A 13,846-nucleotide genomic window follows, 5' to 3' on the forward strand; every position below is an offset into this window, starting at 1 on the left:
GGCCGAAAGGAACAGGGCGATGGGCAAGATCATCTGCACGGGGCTGGGGCCGGGCAATCCGGACCTGATGTCGGTCCGGTCGGACCGCGTGATCCGCGGGGCGGGGCATGTCGCCTATTTCCGCAAGAAGGGGCGGCAGGGGCAGGCGCGGCGGATCGTCGAGGGGATGCTTGCGCCGCAGGTCGTCGAATATGCGATGGAATATCCGGTGACGACCGAGCTGCCGTTTGACGGGGCGGAGTATAACGACGCGCTGGCGATGTTCTATGACGATTGGGCGGACCGGCTGGTTGCGGTGGCCGCGGGCGCGGATGTGGTGGTGCTGTGCGAGGGCGATCCGTTCTTTTACGGGTCTTTCATGCATTTATACACCCGGTTTCAGGGGCGGGTCGAGGTCGAGGTGATTCCGGGCATAACCGGCATGACGGGGTGCTGGACCGCGACGGGCACGCCGATCACCTGGGGTGACGATGTGCTGACCGTGCTGATGGGCACGCTGCCCGAGGCGGATATGGTCGACCATATGCGGGCGGCGGATGCGCTGGTGGTGATGAAGACGGGGCGCAACCTGCCCAAGGTGCGGGCCGCGTTGCAGGCGGCGGGACGGTTGCAGGACGCGTGGCTGGTCGAGCGCGGCACGATGCCGGACCAACGGCTTGCGCGGCTGGTCGATGTGGACGTGAGCGACGTGCCCTATTTCGCCATCGTGCTGGTGCACGGGCAGGGGCGGCGGCCGGAAATCGGGGGCGTGGAATGAACGCCGGATGGGTGGCTGTCGCGGGGCTGGGGCCGGGCGACGAGGGGATGGTCACGGCAGAAGTGCGCGAGGCCCTGGCGCAGGCGACGGATGTGGTGGGATATATTCCCTATGTGGCGCGGGTCGCGCCGCGTGCGGGGCTGACGTTGCATCCTTCGGACAACCGCGTGGAAATGGACCGCGCGGCGCATGCTTTGGCGATGGCGGCGGAAGGCAAGCGGGTGGTCGTGGTATCCTCGGGCGATCCGGGGGTGTTTGCCATGGCAAGCGCGCTGTTCGAGGCGGTCGAGGGGTTTGCGGGCGAGGTGCCGGATATCCGGATTTTGCCGGGGATTACCGCGATGCTGGCGGCGGCGGCGCGGGCGGGTGCGCCCTTGGGCCATGATTTCTGCGCGATCAACCTGTCGGACAATATGAAGCCGTGGGAGTTGGTGGAAAAGCGGCTGATGTTGGCGGCAGAGGCGGATTTCGCCATGGCGTTCTACAACCCGCGTTCGGCCAGCAGGCCGCACCAGTTTGCGCGGGCGCTGGAGGTGTTGCTTGCGGCATGCGGCGCGGCGCGGCTGATTACATTCGCGCGGGCGGTGACCACGCCGGAGGAGCGGATCTTGACGGTGACGCTGGGCGAGGCTGTGCCCGAGATGGCCGATATGCGGACCGTGGTGATCGTCGGCAATTCGGCGACGCGGCGGGTGGGGAAATGGGTCTATACCCCAAGGCGGGCGGGATGATCTGCGAGCCACGCCATGACTTCGGCCACGGTTGCCGCGCTGCGGCGGGGCGGGATGGCGGGGCGGTCGATCAGGATGACCGGAATGTGCAGGCTGCGGGCGGCTTTCAGTTTCGCATCGGCCCCCGTGCCGCCTGCGTTCTTGGCGACGATATGGGTTATGCGGTGGTCACGCAGCAGGGCGGTGTCGGCGGCTTCGTCGAAGGGGCCTTTGGCGAGGATGACGGTCGTATGCGGCAGGGGAAGCGGGGCTTCGGGGTCGTCGACAAGGCGCAGAAGGTAATCGTGCTGCGGTTGGCTGGCGAAGGCGTGCAGGGTCTGCTTGCCGATGGCGAGGAAGACGCGGGCGGGTTCGTCGGGAAGCGCGTGGGCGGCGGCTTCGGTGTCGGGAACGTGGGTCCAGCGGTCGGCGGGCGTGGCGGTCCAAGGGGCGCGTTCGAAGGCGATGAGCGGGGTTTGCGTTTGCGCGCAGGCGGTGACGGCGTTGGTGCTCATGGTGGCGGCGAAGGGGTGGGTGGCGTCGATCACATGGGTGATGGCCTCGGCGCGCAGGTAGTGGGCGAGGCCTTGGGCGCCGCCGAAACCTCCGGTTCTGGTGGGCAGCGGTTGGGTTATGGGGGCGTTGGTGCGTCCGGCGTAGGAGAATATCGCGTCGGTGCCTTTGGCGGCGAGTTCGCGGGCAAGAAGGCTTGCTTCGGTGGTGCCGCCGAGGAGGAGGATGCGCGTCATGGCTGATCGGTGGCTTTCTATCGTCGGTCTGGGGGAAGATGGACTGGCAGGGCTGGGGGATGCAAGCCGTGCCGCGCTTGCGGGGGCCGAGGTGATCTTTGGCGGGCCGCGGCATCTGGCTTTGGTGGGTGCGGGGGATCGGGGGCGGGAATGGCCTGTGCCGTTCGATGTGGCGCCTGTCTTGGCGCTGCGGGGGCGGCGGGTGGTGGTGCTGGCATCGGGCGATCCGTTCTGGTTCGGGGCGGGGGGCAGTCTGGCGGCGCATCTGGTGGCGGGGGAGTGGGTCGCGCATCCGGTGGCGTCTACATTCGCGCTGGTGGCGGCGCGGTTGGGGTGGCGGCTGGAGGCGGTGGAGTGTGTCGGCTTGCATGCAGCACCCTTTGCGCGGTTGCGCGGGGTGCTGGCGCAGGGCGTGCGGGTGATTGCCACGGTGCGCGACGGGGCGGCGGTTGCGGAACTGGCGCAATGGCTGGTGGAAGCGGGGTTCGGGGCGTCGCGGCTGACGGTGTGCGAGCGGGTGGGCGGGCCGCGCGAGCGGGTGCGCGAATGTGTGGCTGACGGGTTTGCGTTGGCGGATGTGGCGGCTCCGGTTGCGGTGGCTGTGGAAGCGGTGGGGCAGGGGTTGCCACGCGCGGGCGGGTTGCCGGACGGATTGTTTGCCAGTGACGGGCAGATCACCAAGCGGCCGATCCGCGCCTTGACGCTTTCGGCGCTGGCCCCGCGCAGGGGCGAGGTTTTGTGGGACTTGGGCGCGGGGTCGGGGTCGATCTCGGTCGAGTGGTGTCTGGCGGGGGGCTTTGCCCATGCGGTCGAGGCGCGGGGCGAGCGGGTGGCGAATATCCGGACCAATGCGGATTGGTTCGGGGTCGATCATCGGCTGGCCGTGCATGAAGGGGTATGGGGCGAGGTGATCGCGGACCTGCCGAAGCCTGATGCCGTGTTCGTGGGCGGCGGGGCCGATGCGGGGCTTATGGCGCGGTTGATCGGGCTGTTGCCGCGTGGCGTGCGGCTGGTGACCAATGCGGTGACGCTGGAGAGCGAGGCTTTGGCCTATGCGTTGCAGGCGGCGCATGGCGGGGCGCTTTACCGCTTCGATGTGGCGCGGGATGCGCCGCTTGGCCGGATGCGGGGCTGGACGGCATCGCGTCCGGTGGTGCAATGGAGTGCGGTGATTTGAGGGTGGCAGGGATCGGGTTTCGCGGGGCGGCCACGGTGGATGATCTGGCGGCGGCTTTGGCGCTGGCGGGGGATGCGGATGCCTTGGCGACCGATACGAGCAAGGCGGGGGCTGCGGTGATGCTGGCGCTGGCGGCGCGGACGGGGTTGGCGGTGCGGGCGGTGGATGTGTCGGGAACGGCAACGCCGACGGCATCAGTGCGTGTGACAGAGGCGTTCGGGACGGGGTCGGTTGCGGAAGCGGCGGCGCTGGTTGCGGCGGGGCGGAATGCGCGGTTGGTGGTGGGGCGCGTGGTCGCCCCGAACGGTATGGCGACAGCCGCGATAGCGGAAGGAGACGGGGCATGACGGTTCACTTCATCGGGGCGGGGCCGGGGGCTGCGGATCTGATAACCTTGCGCGGGCGCGATCTGATCGCGGCGTCTCCGGTTTGTTTATACGCAGGGTCGCTGGTGCCCGAGGCGTTGCTGTCGCATTGTCCGGCGGGGGCGCGGGTGGTGAACACCGCGCCGTTGTCGTTGGATGAGATCATGGCCGAGATCAAGGCGGCGGATGATGCGGGGCTGGACGTGGCGCGGCTTCATTCGGGGGATCTGTCGATCTGGTCGGCGATGGGCGAGCAGTTGCGCCGGTTGCGCGAGATGGGGATCGCCTATGATGTGACGCCGGGCGTGCCCTCGTTTGCTGCCGCTGCGGCGGCGCTGGGGGCCGAGCTGACGCTGCCCGGCGTGGCGCAGTCGGTGGTGCTGACGCGCACGAGCGGGCGGGCGACGGCGATGCCCGAGACCGAGAACCTCGGGGCGTTTGCGGCCACGGGGGCGACGCTGTGCATCCATCTGTCGATCCATATCCTCGATAAGGTCGTGGCGGACCTCGCGCCGCATTATGGTGGCGACTGTCCGGTGGCGGTGGTCTGGCGGGCAAGTTGGCCGGATCAGCGGATCGTGCATGCCACGCTGGAAACGCTCGAGACGGCGATTGCGGGCGAGATGGAACGGACCGCGCTGATCATGGTGGGGCGTGCCATCGGGGCCGAGGAATTCGGGGAAAGCCGTTTGTATGCGGGCGATTATGACCGGCGGTATCGGCCTGTCGGCACGGCGCCGCGGTTTCCGGACGCTGTGTGATGCTGCCTGCGGGACTATTGGTATCCGCTCCGGCGTCAGGCACGGGCAAGACCACGGTGACGCTGGGCTTGCTGGCCGCATTGCGGGCGCGGGGGCTGAACGTGCAGCCGTTCAAGAGCGGGCCGGATTACATCGACCCGGCGTTCCACACGGCGGCGGCGGGGCGGGTTTCGGTGAACCTCGACGCATGGGCGATGACGGGCGGGATGCTCGACGGGTTGGTGGGCGCGGCGGGCGGGGCCGATCTGGTGATCGCCGAAGGGTCGATGGGGCTGTTCGACGGCGTGGCCCGGGCGGGTGAGGCCGGAACGGGCGCTTCGGCTGATATCGCGGCACGGATGGGCTGGCCTGTGGTTCTGGTGCTGGATGTGGGCGGGCAGGCGCAATCGGCCGCCGCCGTGGCGCTGGGCTTTGCGGCGATGCGGGCGGATGTGAAGATTGCGGGCGTGGTGCTGAACAAGGTGGCATCCCCACGGCACGAGGCGCTGGTGCGTGACGGGATGGAGCGGGCGGGGGTTCGGGTGTTCGGGGCCTTGCCGCGCCGTGCGTCGATCGCGCTGCCCGAGCGCCATCTGGGGCTGGTGCAGGCCGAAGAGATGGCGGGGCTTGCGGCGTTCATGGCCGAGGCGGGGGCGTTCATTGCCGAACATGTCGATCTTGATGCGGTGATCGCGGCGGCTTCCCCTACGCTTGCGGCGGGCGTTGCGGTTGCGGTGAAGGCTCCGGCAGGGCGGATCGCGCTGGCGCGGGATGCAGCGTTTTCCTTTGTTTACCCGCATCTTATCGATGCGTGGCGCAAGGACGGGGCGACGGTGTTGCCGTTTTCACCCTTGGCGGATGAAGCGCCTGATGACAGCGCGGATGTGTGCTGGGTGCCGGGGGGATACCCGGAATTGCACGCGGGGCGGCTGGCTGCGGCGTCGAATTTCCGTGCGGGGTTGCGGGCTTTCGCGCGGACGCGGGCGGTGCATGGCGAATGCGGCGGCTACATGGCGCTGGGCGCGGGGCTGGTGGCGGCGGACGGGACGCGGCACGAGATGGCCGGATTGCTGGGGCTGGAGACGAGTTTCGCCAAGCGGCGGATGCATCTTGGCTACCGCTTGGCCGAGACCCTGACCGAAACGCCGGGGCATGGCGCGGGCGCGCGGTTGCGCGGGCATGAATTCCATTACGCGACGATATTGGCGCAGCCCGATGCGGCGCTGGCGCGGGTGGTCGATGCGACGGGGGCCGAGGTGGCCGAAACCGGGTCATGGGCTGCGTTCGGGGGCGGCGGGCGCGTGACGGGGACGTTCTTTCACTTGATTGCGGAGGCCACATGACGGGCTTCGTCTCTTTCGTATCCTCGGGTCCTGGCGATCCGGAACTGCTGACGCTCAAGGCCGTGGCGCGGTTAAGGGAGGCGGATGCGGTGCTGTTCGACGACCTGTCCTCGGGGCCGATCTTGGGCCACGCGCGCGACGGGGCCGATCTGGTCGGTGTGGGCAAGCGGGCGGGGCGTGCATCGCCCAAGCAGGACCATGTCAGCCGTTTGCTGGTGGAATATGCCGCCACGGGCGCGCGGGTGGTGCGGCTGAAGTCGGGCGATTGCGGGTTGTTCGGGCGGCTCGAGGAGGAGACCGACGCTTTGCAGGCAGCGGGGATTCCTTATGAGATCATTCCGGGGGTGACGAGTGCGAGTGCGGCGGCGGCGGCGGCGGGGATACCGTTGACGCGGCGGCTGACGGCGCGGCGGGTGCAGTTTCTGACCGGCGCGGATGTGACGGGGGGGCTGCCCGCGGATTTGAACTGGGCCGCGCTGGCGGACCCGCTGGCGACGACGGTGGTGTTCATGGGCAAGCGCACGTTCGGGGCGATGTGTGCGGGGCTTATGGCGCACGGGTTGCCGGGGGATACTCCGGCGATGCTGGCCGAGTCGGTTGGGCATCCGGAGCAACGGCTGACGCGGACGACGATCGCGGGGCTGGCGGCGCTGCTGGCCGAGGGGCCGGGGCTGTTGCCGGGATTGATTCTATACGGTCCGCTTGCGGGGGATGGTGCGTGAAGATCACTGTCTGCGGCAGTTGCGCGCTGGGGCGGGCGGGGTTTGCCGAGACCCTGCGCGAGGCGCTGGGCGGGCTGGCCGAGGTGGCGCTGGTCGACTGCATGTCCGGTTGTGCGCGGGCATCGACGGTGGCGTTCAGGGATGCGGGCAAGACGGCCTATCTGTTCGGCGATGTGGTGGCGGATGACCTGCCCGAGCTGGTGGTTTTCGCGGGGCTTTACGGAGCGTCGGCTGATGGCAATCTGGCCGATGCGCGGGCAATCGGCGGGTTGCGGATGAAGGCCGTGGCGCGAATCCCCGGATAGGTCGCGCTTGGGCTGCGATCTGCCGCAAAGCACCTTGACCGCAGGGGCGGTTGATGTGCAGATGGAAGGGCAAGGTGCCCCGTTAACGTGCAAAGCACAGGGGCTGAAACGGGAATGGGGAAGGGGCGGACCGAATACGGCGCCCATGGCCCCAGCCGCCCCCGCGACTGTAAGCGGCGAGCGGCCTTCGACGACCACTGTTCCCGCAAGGGGATGGGAAGGTGAAGGCCGTTACGACCCGCGAGCCAGGAGACCGACCTTGCAGGGATGAAACATACGCCGTCGGGTGTGACGGTCGGGAGAACGACATTATGACGACCCTTGCTTCGGTCAAGAAATCCTCGGGCACGCTGGCACAGGCCGCGGGTTCGATCATCGCTGTCATGGCCATCGGCGTTGCGCTGATGTTCGTGGCGGGCCATGCCCAGTCGGCGACGCTGCACGATGCGGCGCATGACATGCGCCACGCGACCGGCTTCCCCTGCCACTGAACTGATGTTCCAGAGATTGGTGACCGGCGCGGTGTTCGCCGGTTGTGCAGCAGGGCTGATTGCCGCCCTGTTGCATTTTTCGTTTGTCCAAGCGCTTATCCTGACCGGCGAGCAGTATGAATCCGGCGCGCTGACGCATTTCGCGGGCGGCGGGGATCATGCGGTGCATGCGGATGCGGGCGAAGCGTCAGGCGAGGACGCGGGGCATGACCACGCGACGCATAAGCATGGCGAGAGTGGCGGATTGGCGCGGGACGGGCTTACGGTTCTGTTCACCGTGCTGATCTACGTGGCTTACGGCTTCATCCTGATCGCGGGTTTCGGTGCGGCTTCGACCTTCGGCGCGCGGATCGGGGCGGTGCAGGGGCTTTTGTGGGGGATCGGCGGGTTTGCCGTGTTCCAGCTTGCACCTGCGATGGGGCTTGCGCCCGAACTGCCCGGAACGGTTGCCGCCGATCTTGGTGCGCGGCAGGTCTGGTGGTGGGGGACGGCGCTGTTGACGGCGGCGGGCCTGCTGGGGCTGGGCTACGGGCGCAAGGCATGGGTGTTCGTGTTGGCGGGTGTGGCTTTGGCCTTGCCGCATGTCATCGGTGCGCCGACGCTGGGCGAATATTACGGCTCGGCACCGCCCGAGCTTGGCGCGGCCTTTGCGGCGCGCGTGCTGGGTGTCGGGCTGGTGGCATGGGCCGTGCTTGGCTGGGTTGCTGGCTCTGTCTGGGCGCGGGGCGAACGGGTATAGCGGGCGGGGGGCGGATGTTCCGCCCCCTGACCAAAGGGAGGGTGGTATGGAAAAGCTGGTCCTGATCGGCATCGGCACGGGCAACCCCGACCATCTGACGCTGCAGGCGATCAAGGCGATGCGGGGGGCGGACCTGATCCTGATCCCGCAGAAGGGGCCGGACAAATCCGACCTTGCCGGATTGCGCCATGCGATGCTGGCCGAACATGCGGCCGATGTGCCGGTGGCCGTGTTCGACATGCCCAAGCGCGATGTATCGGGCGGGTATCTGGCAGGGGTGGATGCCTGGCATGATGCGATTGCGGCGGCTTGGGTTGCAGCGATTGCAACGGTTCAGGACGGACGGGGATTTTCGCGAGATATTCGCACGGTTGCGTTGCTGGTCTGGGGCGATCCTTCGCTTTATGACAGCACGTTGCGGATCGCGTCGCGGCTTAAGCCTGCGCCTGTGGTGACGGTCGTTCCGGGGGTCACCTCGATGCAGGTACTTACGGCGGGGCATGCCATTCCGGTCAACGAGGTGGGTGCGCCCTTTACCGTCACCACGGGGCGGCAGTTGCGCGATCATGGCTGGCCTGCGGGGGTGGATACGCTGGTCGTCATGCTGGACGGGGAGTGTTCGTTCGGCTCGGTGCAGCCTGCGGGCGTGCATATCTGGTGGGGCGCCTATGTCGGCATGGCCGAGCAGGTCTTGGCCGAGGGGCCGCTTGCCGAAATGGCCACGACGATCCCGCCCTTGCGCGAGCGGCTGCGGGCCGAGCATGGTTGGATCATGGATATCTACGTTTTGCGCCGGAAGGGATGAGCGATGTTCGACCGCGAGCTTGAGGAACGGCTGGTGCGCTATGCGCGGGTCGACACGCAGAGCGACGAGACATCGGCCACGGGGCCGAGCACGGATATCCAGTGGGTTCTGGCGCGGATGCTGGCCGAGGAGTTGACGGGGATCGGGGCTGCCGATGTGCGGATTACGGAATATGGCGCGGTGCTGGCGACGGTTCCGGCCACGGCAAAGGGGCCGGTGATCGGGCTTCTGGCGCATATGGATACCGCGCCGCAGTTCAATGCGACGGGCGTGAAGCCTGTGGTGCATCGCGGCTACAACGGCGGGGATATCACGTTCCCCGATGCGCCGGAGTTGCGGCTTTCGCCCGAGAATTCGCGCCATCTGGCAGACAAGCTGGGGCATGACATCATCACCGCCAGCGGGACAACGCTGCTCGGGGCCGATGACAAGGCGGGGATCGCCATCATCATGACGCTGGCGCGGCATTTGTTGGCGAACCGGGATATTCCGCATACGGGGCTGCGGATCGCCTTTACACCGGATGAGGAGATCGGGCGCGGGGTGGACAAGCGTTTGCCTGCCGATCTGGGGGCCGATTTTGCCTATACGCTGGATGGCGGGATGGTGGGCGAGATCGAGTATGAAAGCTTTTCCGCCGATGGCGCGGTGGTGCGGGTCACGGGCGTGTCGGCGCATCCGGGCTATGGCAAGGGCAAGCTGGTCAATGCGCTGCATCTGGCGGCCAAGATCATCGCTGCGCTGCCGCAGGGCACGCTGGTGCCGGAAGTGACCGAAGGGCGCGAGGGGTTCGTGCATTGCTACCAGATGGGCGGCACGGCGGCCGAGGCCGAGTTGCGCTTCATCTTGCGCGATTTCGAACTGGACGGGTTGGCGGCGAAGGGGGCGCTGTTGCGCGCCGTGTGTGATGCGGTGCAGGCGGGCGAGCCAAGGGCGGTGATCTCGGTCGAGATCACCAAGCAGTATCGCAACATGCGCTATTGGCTGGAAAAGGACATGACGCCAGTCGAGTTGGCGCGGGCGGCCTGCGAGGCCGAGGGGATTGCTGCGGTATCGGTGCCGATACGTGGCGGCACCGACGGGTCGCGGCTGACCGAGATGGGGGTGCCGACGCCCAACATCTTTACCGGCATGCAGGAAATCCACGGGCCGCTCGAATGGGTGTCGGTGCAGGACATGGCCGCCGCCGTGCGGGTTCTGCTGCGGCTGGTCGGGCGCGGCTGAGGCTGCGCCCGGGAGCGTATGCCTGAAATTTAGGCAAATGTCATGATGCACCGCCGGTTTGGTGCATCCTTCCCTTGACCACGGGTGCATTGCCTCTAGTCTTGGTCACACATCGGCGAGAGCCAAGCGGCACACGGGCCCCATGATGCGAGGAAGTTTTGCGCTTCCCTGCATCGGGGCCTGTCGCATTTTCGGGGGGAGGAACGGGGCGGCATGAAGCGGCGGGTGGAACTGGGGCTCTTATATTCGCGGTCGGGCAGCTATACGCTGATTTCCGAAGCGTGCCGCACGGGTGCCTTGGCCGCGATTGCCATGGTGAACGCCGACCCTGCGCTGGATGTCAGCTTTGTTCCGGTAGAGCGTGACCCCGAAGGCAATGTCGATCTGTACGGGCCGCTTTGCGAGGAGATCCTGAGGGATACGGGGGCGCGCCATGTGATCGGCTGCGTGACGAGCTGGAGCCGGAAAGAGGTTATCCCCGTGCTGGAAAAGCACGGCGGGACGCTTTGGTATGCGGTGCCTTACGAGGGGTTCGAGGCGTCGGACCATGTGGTTTACACCCATGCCTGCCCGAACCAGCATCTGCTGCCTTTGCTCGACTGGGTGCTGCCCGCGCATGGCAGGCGGGCTTACCTTACGGGGTCGAATTACATCTGGGGCTGGGAGATGAACCGGCTGGCGCGCGAGGTGATTTCGCAGGCCGGGGGCGAGGTGTTGGGCGAGCGGTATCTGCCGATCGGGTCGCGCGATGTGGCGCGGATGATCGAGGAAATCCGCCATGCGCGGCCGGATTTCGTGCTCAATTCGCTGATCGGGCCTTCATCATACGAATTTCTCGCGGCCTATCGGCGGCTGGGTGCGGAGGACGCGCATTTCAGGGCGGATCGCTGCCCCGTGCTGTCGTGCAACCTGACGGAATGCGAATTGCCCGCGCTGGGCGAAGCGGCCGAGGGGTTGGTGGCGGCGGGGCCGTATTTCAGGGGCGCTGCGGGTTGGCCCGATGCCGGTATCGGTGGGCGGTTCGGGTCGTCGCATGAAGCGGCGGCATTCGCGGCGGTGCGGGAATTGGCGCGGCTGCTGCATGGCCGTGCAGAGGCGGGGATTGCAGGCTTGTTGGCGGGGGCGGCTTCGGTGGTGGATGCCAAGACGCATCACACCGAATTGCCCGTGCTGATCGCGCAGGTGCGGGGCGGGGCGTTCCGCGTGATCCGCGAGCAGGCGGCGGTGGCGGGTGACCCGTATCTTACGCGGGGGCGGGTGGCTGCCGTGCCAGCCTTGCGGGTGGTGTCATGAGACGGCCGATCCGCATCCAGAACCTTGGCGGGGCAAGGGCGGTGATCTTGCATCGCCCGCACCCCACCGTGCAGGCGCTTACGCGGCAGTTGACGGCAATCGGGCTGAGTGTCGAGCAGGTATGGCCGGAACTCGGGCCTTCGGCGCTGGGGGCGGATTTCGTGTTCTTCGATGCCGACATGGGTCATGACGAGCAATTTCCGTGGGAAGCGGGGGCGTCGCCCATGCCGATGGTGGCGTTGATCGGGTCGGAGGCGCCGGGGCGGATCGAATGGGCGCTGCGGGCGGGGGCACATGCACAACTTCTCAAACCCGTGGGGGACAACGGGGCCTATTCGGCGCTGCTGATCGCGCGGGATGCGTTCGACGCGCAAAGGGCGCTGTCGGTCGAGATCGCGGATTTGCGGCGGCGCTTGGACGAGCGGTTGACGGTGGTGCGGGCGGTGGCTGCGCTGGCAGCACGGGGCAAGACCGAGGACGAGGCTTACGCGCAGTTGCGGCAGATGGCGATGGCGTGGCGGGTGAGTTTCGAGGATGCGGCGGTGCGGGTCGTGGCAGGAATGGCGGGTGGTGCAGGAACGGGGGGCGAGGATGACCGACGGAACCGTGGTTGACGCGGGCCGCCCTGCGGGGGCGTTCGCGCGGCTGATGAAGCGGAAGATGGCGGTGGTCGGGCTGGTCCTGATTGCCGTGGTGGTGCTGGGCGCGGTGCTCGCGCCGTTGATTGCGCCCTATGCGCCGGACGAGCAGCTGTTCGACGGGCTGACGCTGGAAGGTGCGCCCTTGCCGCCCGATGCGACGTTCATCTTTGGCACCGATTTGCTGGGGCGCGATCTTTTCACGCGGATTTTGTATGGCGCGCAGACGAGCCTGATCATCGGAGTGGTGGCCAACGGGCTGGCGCTGCTGATCGGCACGGTTGTCGGCATCGTTGCGGGGTATTTCAGGGGCTGGGTCGGGTCGGTGCTGATGCGGTTCACCGACCTGATGATGGCCTTTCCGGCGCTTTTGTTGGCGATATGCCTCGCGGCGATCTTCCAGCCGTCGCTCTGGATCGTGGCGATGGTGATCGCGCTGGTGAACTGGGTGCAGACGGCGCGGGTGATCTATACCGAGACGACAAGTCTGGCGACGCGCGATTTCATCGCCGCCGAGCGGACGCTGGGGGCGGGGACGGGGCGGATTTTGTTCAAGCATATCCTGCCGCATCTGGTGCCGACGATCATCGTCTGGGGCACGCTGGGGATTTCGACGACGGTGCTGCTGGAGGCGACGCTGAGTTTCCTCGGGGTTGGCGTGCAGCCGCCGACGCCAAGCTGGGGGAACATCATCTTCGAGAACCAGACCTATTTTCAGGCAGCCCCCTGGCTGGTGTTCATTCCGGGGGCGGCGATCATCTTGCTCGCGCTGGCGTTCAACCTTGTGGGCGATGCGCTGCGCGATGTGCTCGACCCGACGCAGCGGGGGCGTGACTGATGGCGGGGTATTTTCTGCGGCGGATCGTGCAGGCGGTGCTGATCTTGCTGGGGGTGAGTTTCATCACCTTCTTCCTGCTTTACGTGCTGCCCGCCGATCCGGTGCGCCAGATTGCGGGGCGGTCGGCCACGGCGGCGACGGTCGAGAATATCCGCCAGCAGTTGGGGTTGGATCAGCCTTTCATCGTGCAATACGGGCGCTATCTGGCGGGGCTGGTGCAGGGCGATCTGGGGCGGTCCTATCTGCAAAAGACCGAAGTGGCCGAGCTTATCGCCTCACGCCTGCCTGCCACCTTGCAGTTGATGCTGGCCGGGATTGCGGCGGAACTGGTGCTGGGCTTGGGCATGGGGATCGCGGCTGCACTGCTGCGGGGCCGTGTGGCGGATCAGGTCTTGATGATGACCAGTTTCGTGACCGTATCCGCGCCGCAATTCGTGGTGAGCCTGCTGCTCTTATACGTCTTTGCGGTCAAGCTGGGCTGGTTTCCCATCGGCGGTTACGGGACGCTTTGGCATCTGGTGCTGCCTGCGCTGACCTTGGGCATCCTCGGGTCGGGGTGGTATTCCCGCATGATGCGCTCAAGCATGATCGACGTTCTGCGCGCCGATTTCATCCGCACCGCGCGGGCCAAGGGGCTGACGCAAAGCCGTGTGGTGCTGCGCCATGCGCTGCCCAACGCGATCTTGCCGATCATCGCCATGATCGGGATCGACATCGGGATTTTCATGGGCGGGATCGTGGTGGTCGAGAGTGTGTTCGGCTGGCCGGGGATCGGGCAGCTCGCGTGGCAGGCGATCCAGCGGGTCGATATTCCGATCATCATGGGTGTGACGCTGGTTTCGGCCTGCGCCATCGTCTTGGGTAACCTTTTGGCCGATGTTCTGGCCCCTTTTGTCGATCCGCGCATCCGGCTTCGGTGACGCGGCAGTTTTTGGCCCACCAACAGGAGA

17 protein-coding genes and 1 riboswitch are annotated in these 13,846 nt (G+C 67.1%); of the genes, 16 read left to right on the forward strand and 1 reads right to left on the reverse strand.

What is annotated here, in order from left to right:
• Window positions 1-19 precede the first annotated feature (19 nt).
• Both HYN69_RS05160 and cobJ read left to right on the forward strand, forming a co-directional pair.
• Window positions 20-757 carry a precorrin-2 C(20)-methyltransferase gene (locus tag HYN69_RS05160; protein WP_108434807.1) on the forward strand — a complete coding sequence of 246 codons (738 nt, stop codon included), beginning with the start codon at window positions 20-22 and terminating at the stop codon, window positions 755-757.
• Window positions 754-1,488 (forward strand): precorrin-3B C(17)-methyltransferase, encoded by a 735-nt coding sequence (gene cobJ, locus HYN69_RS05165; protein ID WP_108434808.1) that lies wholly within the window; start codon window positions 754-756, stop codon window positions 1,486-1,488. Before HYN69_RS05160 ends, cobJ begins: the two co-directional genes overlap by 4 nt.
• On the opposite strand, the gene HYN69_RS05170 is transcribed toward cobJ, so the two are convergent.
• Window positions 1,464-2,216, reverse strand: a complete 753-nt coding sequence (locus tag HYN69_RS05170; protein WP_108434809.1) for a cobalt-precorrin-6A reductase — start codon at window positions 2,214-2,216, stop codon at window positions 1,464-1,466. The genes cobJ and HYN69_RS05170 overlap by 25 nt on opposite strands.
• Here HYN69_RS05170 and cbiE point away from each other — a divergent pair.
• From cbiE to HYN69_RS05240, 14 genes are all read left to right on the forward strand, one after another.
• A complete protein-coding gene (gene cbiE, locus HYN69_RS05175; protein WP_108434810.1) occupies window positions 2,215-3,393 on the forward strand; it encodes a precorrin-6y C5,15-methyltransferase (decarboxylating) subunit CbiE in 1,179 nt (392 codons plus the stop codon). The genes HYN69_RS05170 and cbiE overlap by 2 nt on opposite strands.
• Entirely contained in the window at window positions 3,390-3,740 is a 351-nt protein-coding gene (locus HYN69_RS05180; protein ID WP_108434811.1) for a cobalamin biosynthesis protein, read from the forward strand. Before cbiE ends, HYN69_RS05180 begins: the two co-directional genes overlap by 4 nt.
• Complete coding sequence (gene cobM / locus HYN69_RS05185; protein WP_108434812.1) at window positions 3,737-4,519, forward strand: precorrin-4 C(11)-methyltransferase; 783 nt, start codon at window positions 3,737-3,739, stop codon at window positions 4,517-4,519. Before HYN69_RS05180 ends, cobM begins: the two co-directional genes overlap by 4 nt.
• On the forward strand, window positions 4,519-5,841 hold the full coding sequence (locus HYN69_RS05190) for a cobyrinate a,c-diamide synthase (RefSeq protein WP_108434813.1): 1,323 nt from the start codon (window positions 4,519-4,521) through the stop codon (window positions 5,839-5,841). The genes cobM and HYN69_RS05190 overlap by 1 nt, the downstream gene beginning before the upstream one ends.
• Complete coding sequence (gene cobA / locus HYN69_RS05195; protein WP_108434814.1) at window positions 5,838-6,563, forward strand: uroporphyrinogen-III C-methyltransferase; 726 nt, start codon at window positions 5,838-5,840, stop codon at window positions 6,561-6,563. Before HYN69_RS05190 ends, cobA begins: the two co-directional genes overlap by 4 nt.
• Window positions 6,560-6,868 carry a DUF1636 family protein gene (locus tag HYN69_RS05200; RefSeq protein ID WP_230426490.1) on the forward strand — a complete coding sequence of 103 codons (309 nt, stop codon included), beginning with the start codon at window positions 6,560-6,562 and terminating at the stop codon, window positions 6,866-6,868. The genes cobA and HYN69_RS05200 overlap by 4 nt, the downstream gene beginning before the upstream one ends.
• Before the next feature lie 55 nt (window positions 6,869-6,923).
• A riboswitch (cobalamin riboswitch) is annotated at window positions 6,924-7,144 on the forward strand.
• 35 nt (window positions 7,145-7,179) lie between these two features.
• Window positions 7,180-7,359 (forward strand): CbtB domain-containing protein, encoded by a 180-nt coding sequence (locus HYN69_RS05205; protein ID WP_108434815.1) that lies wholly within the window; start codon window positions 7,180-7,182, stop codon window positions 7,357-7,359.
• A gap of 4 nt (window positions 7,360-7,363) precedes the next feature.
• Entirely contained in the window at window positions 7,364-8,098 is a 735-nt protein-coding gene (locus HYN69_RS05210; RefSeq protein ID WP_108434816.1) for a CbtA family protein, read from the forward strand.
• 46 nt (window positions 8,099-8,144) lie between these two features.
• Complete coding sequence (gene cobF, locus HYN69_RS05215) at window positions 8,145-8,903, forward strand: precorrin-6A synthase (deacetylating) (RefSeq protein WP_108434817.1); 759 nt, start codon at window positions 8,145-8,147, stop codon at window positions 8,901-8,903.
• A 3-nt stretch (window positions 8,904-8,906) separates the two neighbouring features.
• Window positions 8,907-10,127 (forward strand): peptidase T, encoded by a 1,221-nt coding sequence (gene pepT, locus HYN69_RS05220; protein ID WP_108434818.1) that lies wholly within the window; start codon window positions 8,907-8,909, stop codon window positions 10,125-10,127.
• Window positions 10,128-10,340: 213 nt separating this feature from the next.
• Window positions 10,341-11,420 (forward strand): transporter substrate-binding protein, encoded by a 1,080-nt coding sequence (locus tag HYN69_RS05225; RefSeq protein WP_108434819.1) that lies wholly within the window; start codon window positions 10,341-10,343, stop codon window positions 11,418-11,420.
• On the forward strand, window positions 11,417-12,034 hold the full coding sequence (locus HYN69_RS05230; RefSeq protein WP_108434820.1) for an ANTAR domain-containing response regulator: 618 nt from the start codon (window positions 11,417-11,419) through the stop codon (window positions 12,032-12,034). The genes HYN69_RS05225 and HYN69_RS05230 overlap by 4 nt, the downstream gene beginning before the upstream one ends.
• Window positions 12,012-12,896 carry an ABC transporter permease gene (locus HYN69_RS05235; RefSeq protein WP_108434821.1) on the forward strand — a complete coding sequence of 295 codons (885 nt, stop codon included), beginning with the start codon at window positions 12,012-12,014 and terminating at the stop codon, window positions 12,894-12,896. Before HYN69_RS05230 ends, HYN69_RS05235 begins: the two co-directional genes overlap by 23 nt.
• A complete protein-coding gene (locus tag HYN69_RS05240; RefSeq protein WP_108434822.1) occupies window positions 12,896-13,816 on the forward strand; it encodes an ABC transporter permease in 921 nt (306 codons plus the stop codon). Before HYN69_RS05235 ends, HYN69_RS05240 begins: the two co-directional genes overlap by 1 nt.
• Window positions 13,817-13,846: the final 30 nt, after the last annotated feature.

The organism is Gemmobacter aquarius (assembly GCF_003060865.1).
GTDB lineage: Bacteria > Pseudomonadota > Alphaproteobacteria > Rhodobacterales > Rhodobacteraceae > Paragemmobacter > Paragemmobacter aquarius.

Excerpts from the sequence above, each read along its gene's own strand:
- HYN69_RS05160 (WP_108434807.1), top strand. The coding sequence starts at position 20 with ATGGGCAAGATCATCTGCACGGGGCTGGGGCCGGGCAATCCGGACCTG.
- cobJ (WP_108434808.1), top strand. The coding sequence starts at position 754 with ATGAACGCCGGATGGGTGGCTGTCGCGGGGCTGGGGCCGGGCGACGAG.
- cbiE (WP_108434810.1), top strand. The coding sequence starts at position 2,215 with ATGGCTGATCGGTGGCTTTCTATCGTCGGTCTGGGGGAAGATGGACTG.
- HYN69_RS05170 (WP_108434809.1), bottom strand. The coding sequence starts at position 2,216 with ATGACGCGCATCCTCCTCCTCGGCGGCACCACCGAAGCAAGCCTTCTT.
- cobM (WP_108434812.1), top strand. The coding sequence starts at position 3,737 with ATGACGGTTCACTTCATCGGGGCGGGGCCGGGGGCTGCGGATCTGATA.
- HYN69_RS05190 (WP_108434813.1), top strand. The coding sequence starts at position 4,519 with ATGCTGCCTGCGGGACTATTGGTATCCGCTCCGGCGTCAGGCACGGGC.
- cobA (WP_108434814.1), top strand. The coding sequence starts at position 5,838 with ATGACGGGCTTCGTCTCTTTCGTATCCTCGGGTCCTGGCGATCCGGAA.
- HYN69_RS05205 (WP_108434815.1), top strand. The coding sequence starts at position 7,180 with ATGACGACCCTTGCTTCGGTCAAGAAATCCTCGGGCACGCTGGCACAG.
- HYN69_RS05210 (WP_108434816.1), top strand. The coding sequence starts at position 7,364 with ATGTTCCAGAGATTGGTGACCGGCGCGGTGTTCGCCGGTTGTGCAGCA.
- cobF (WP_108434817.1), top strand. The coding sequence starts at position 8,145 with ATGGAAAAGCTGGTCCTGATCGGCATCGGCACGGGCAACCCCGACCAT.
- pepT (WP_108434818.1), top strand. The coding sequence starts at position 8,907 with ATGTTCGACCGCGAGCTTGAGGAACGGCTGGTGCGCTATGCGCGGGTC.
- HYN69_RS05225 (WP_108434819.1), top strand. The coding sequence starts at position 10,341 with ATGAAGCGGCGGGTGGAACTGGGGCTCTTATATTCGCGGTCGGGCAGC.
- HYN69_RS05230 (WP_108434820.1), top strand. The coding sequence starts at position 11,417 with ATGAGACGGCCGATCCGCATCCAGAACCTTGGCGGGGCAAGGGCGGTG.
- HYN69_RS05235 (WP_108434821.1), top strand. The coding sequence starts at position 12,012 with ATGACCGACGGAACCGTGGTTGACGCGGGCCGCCCTGCGGGGGCGTTC.
- HYN69_RS05240 (WP_108434822.1), top strand. The coding sequence starts at position 12,896 with ATGGCGGGGTATTTTCTGCGGCGGATCGTGCAGGCGGTGCTGATCTTG.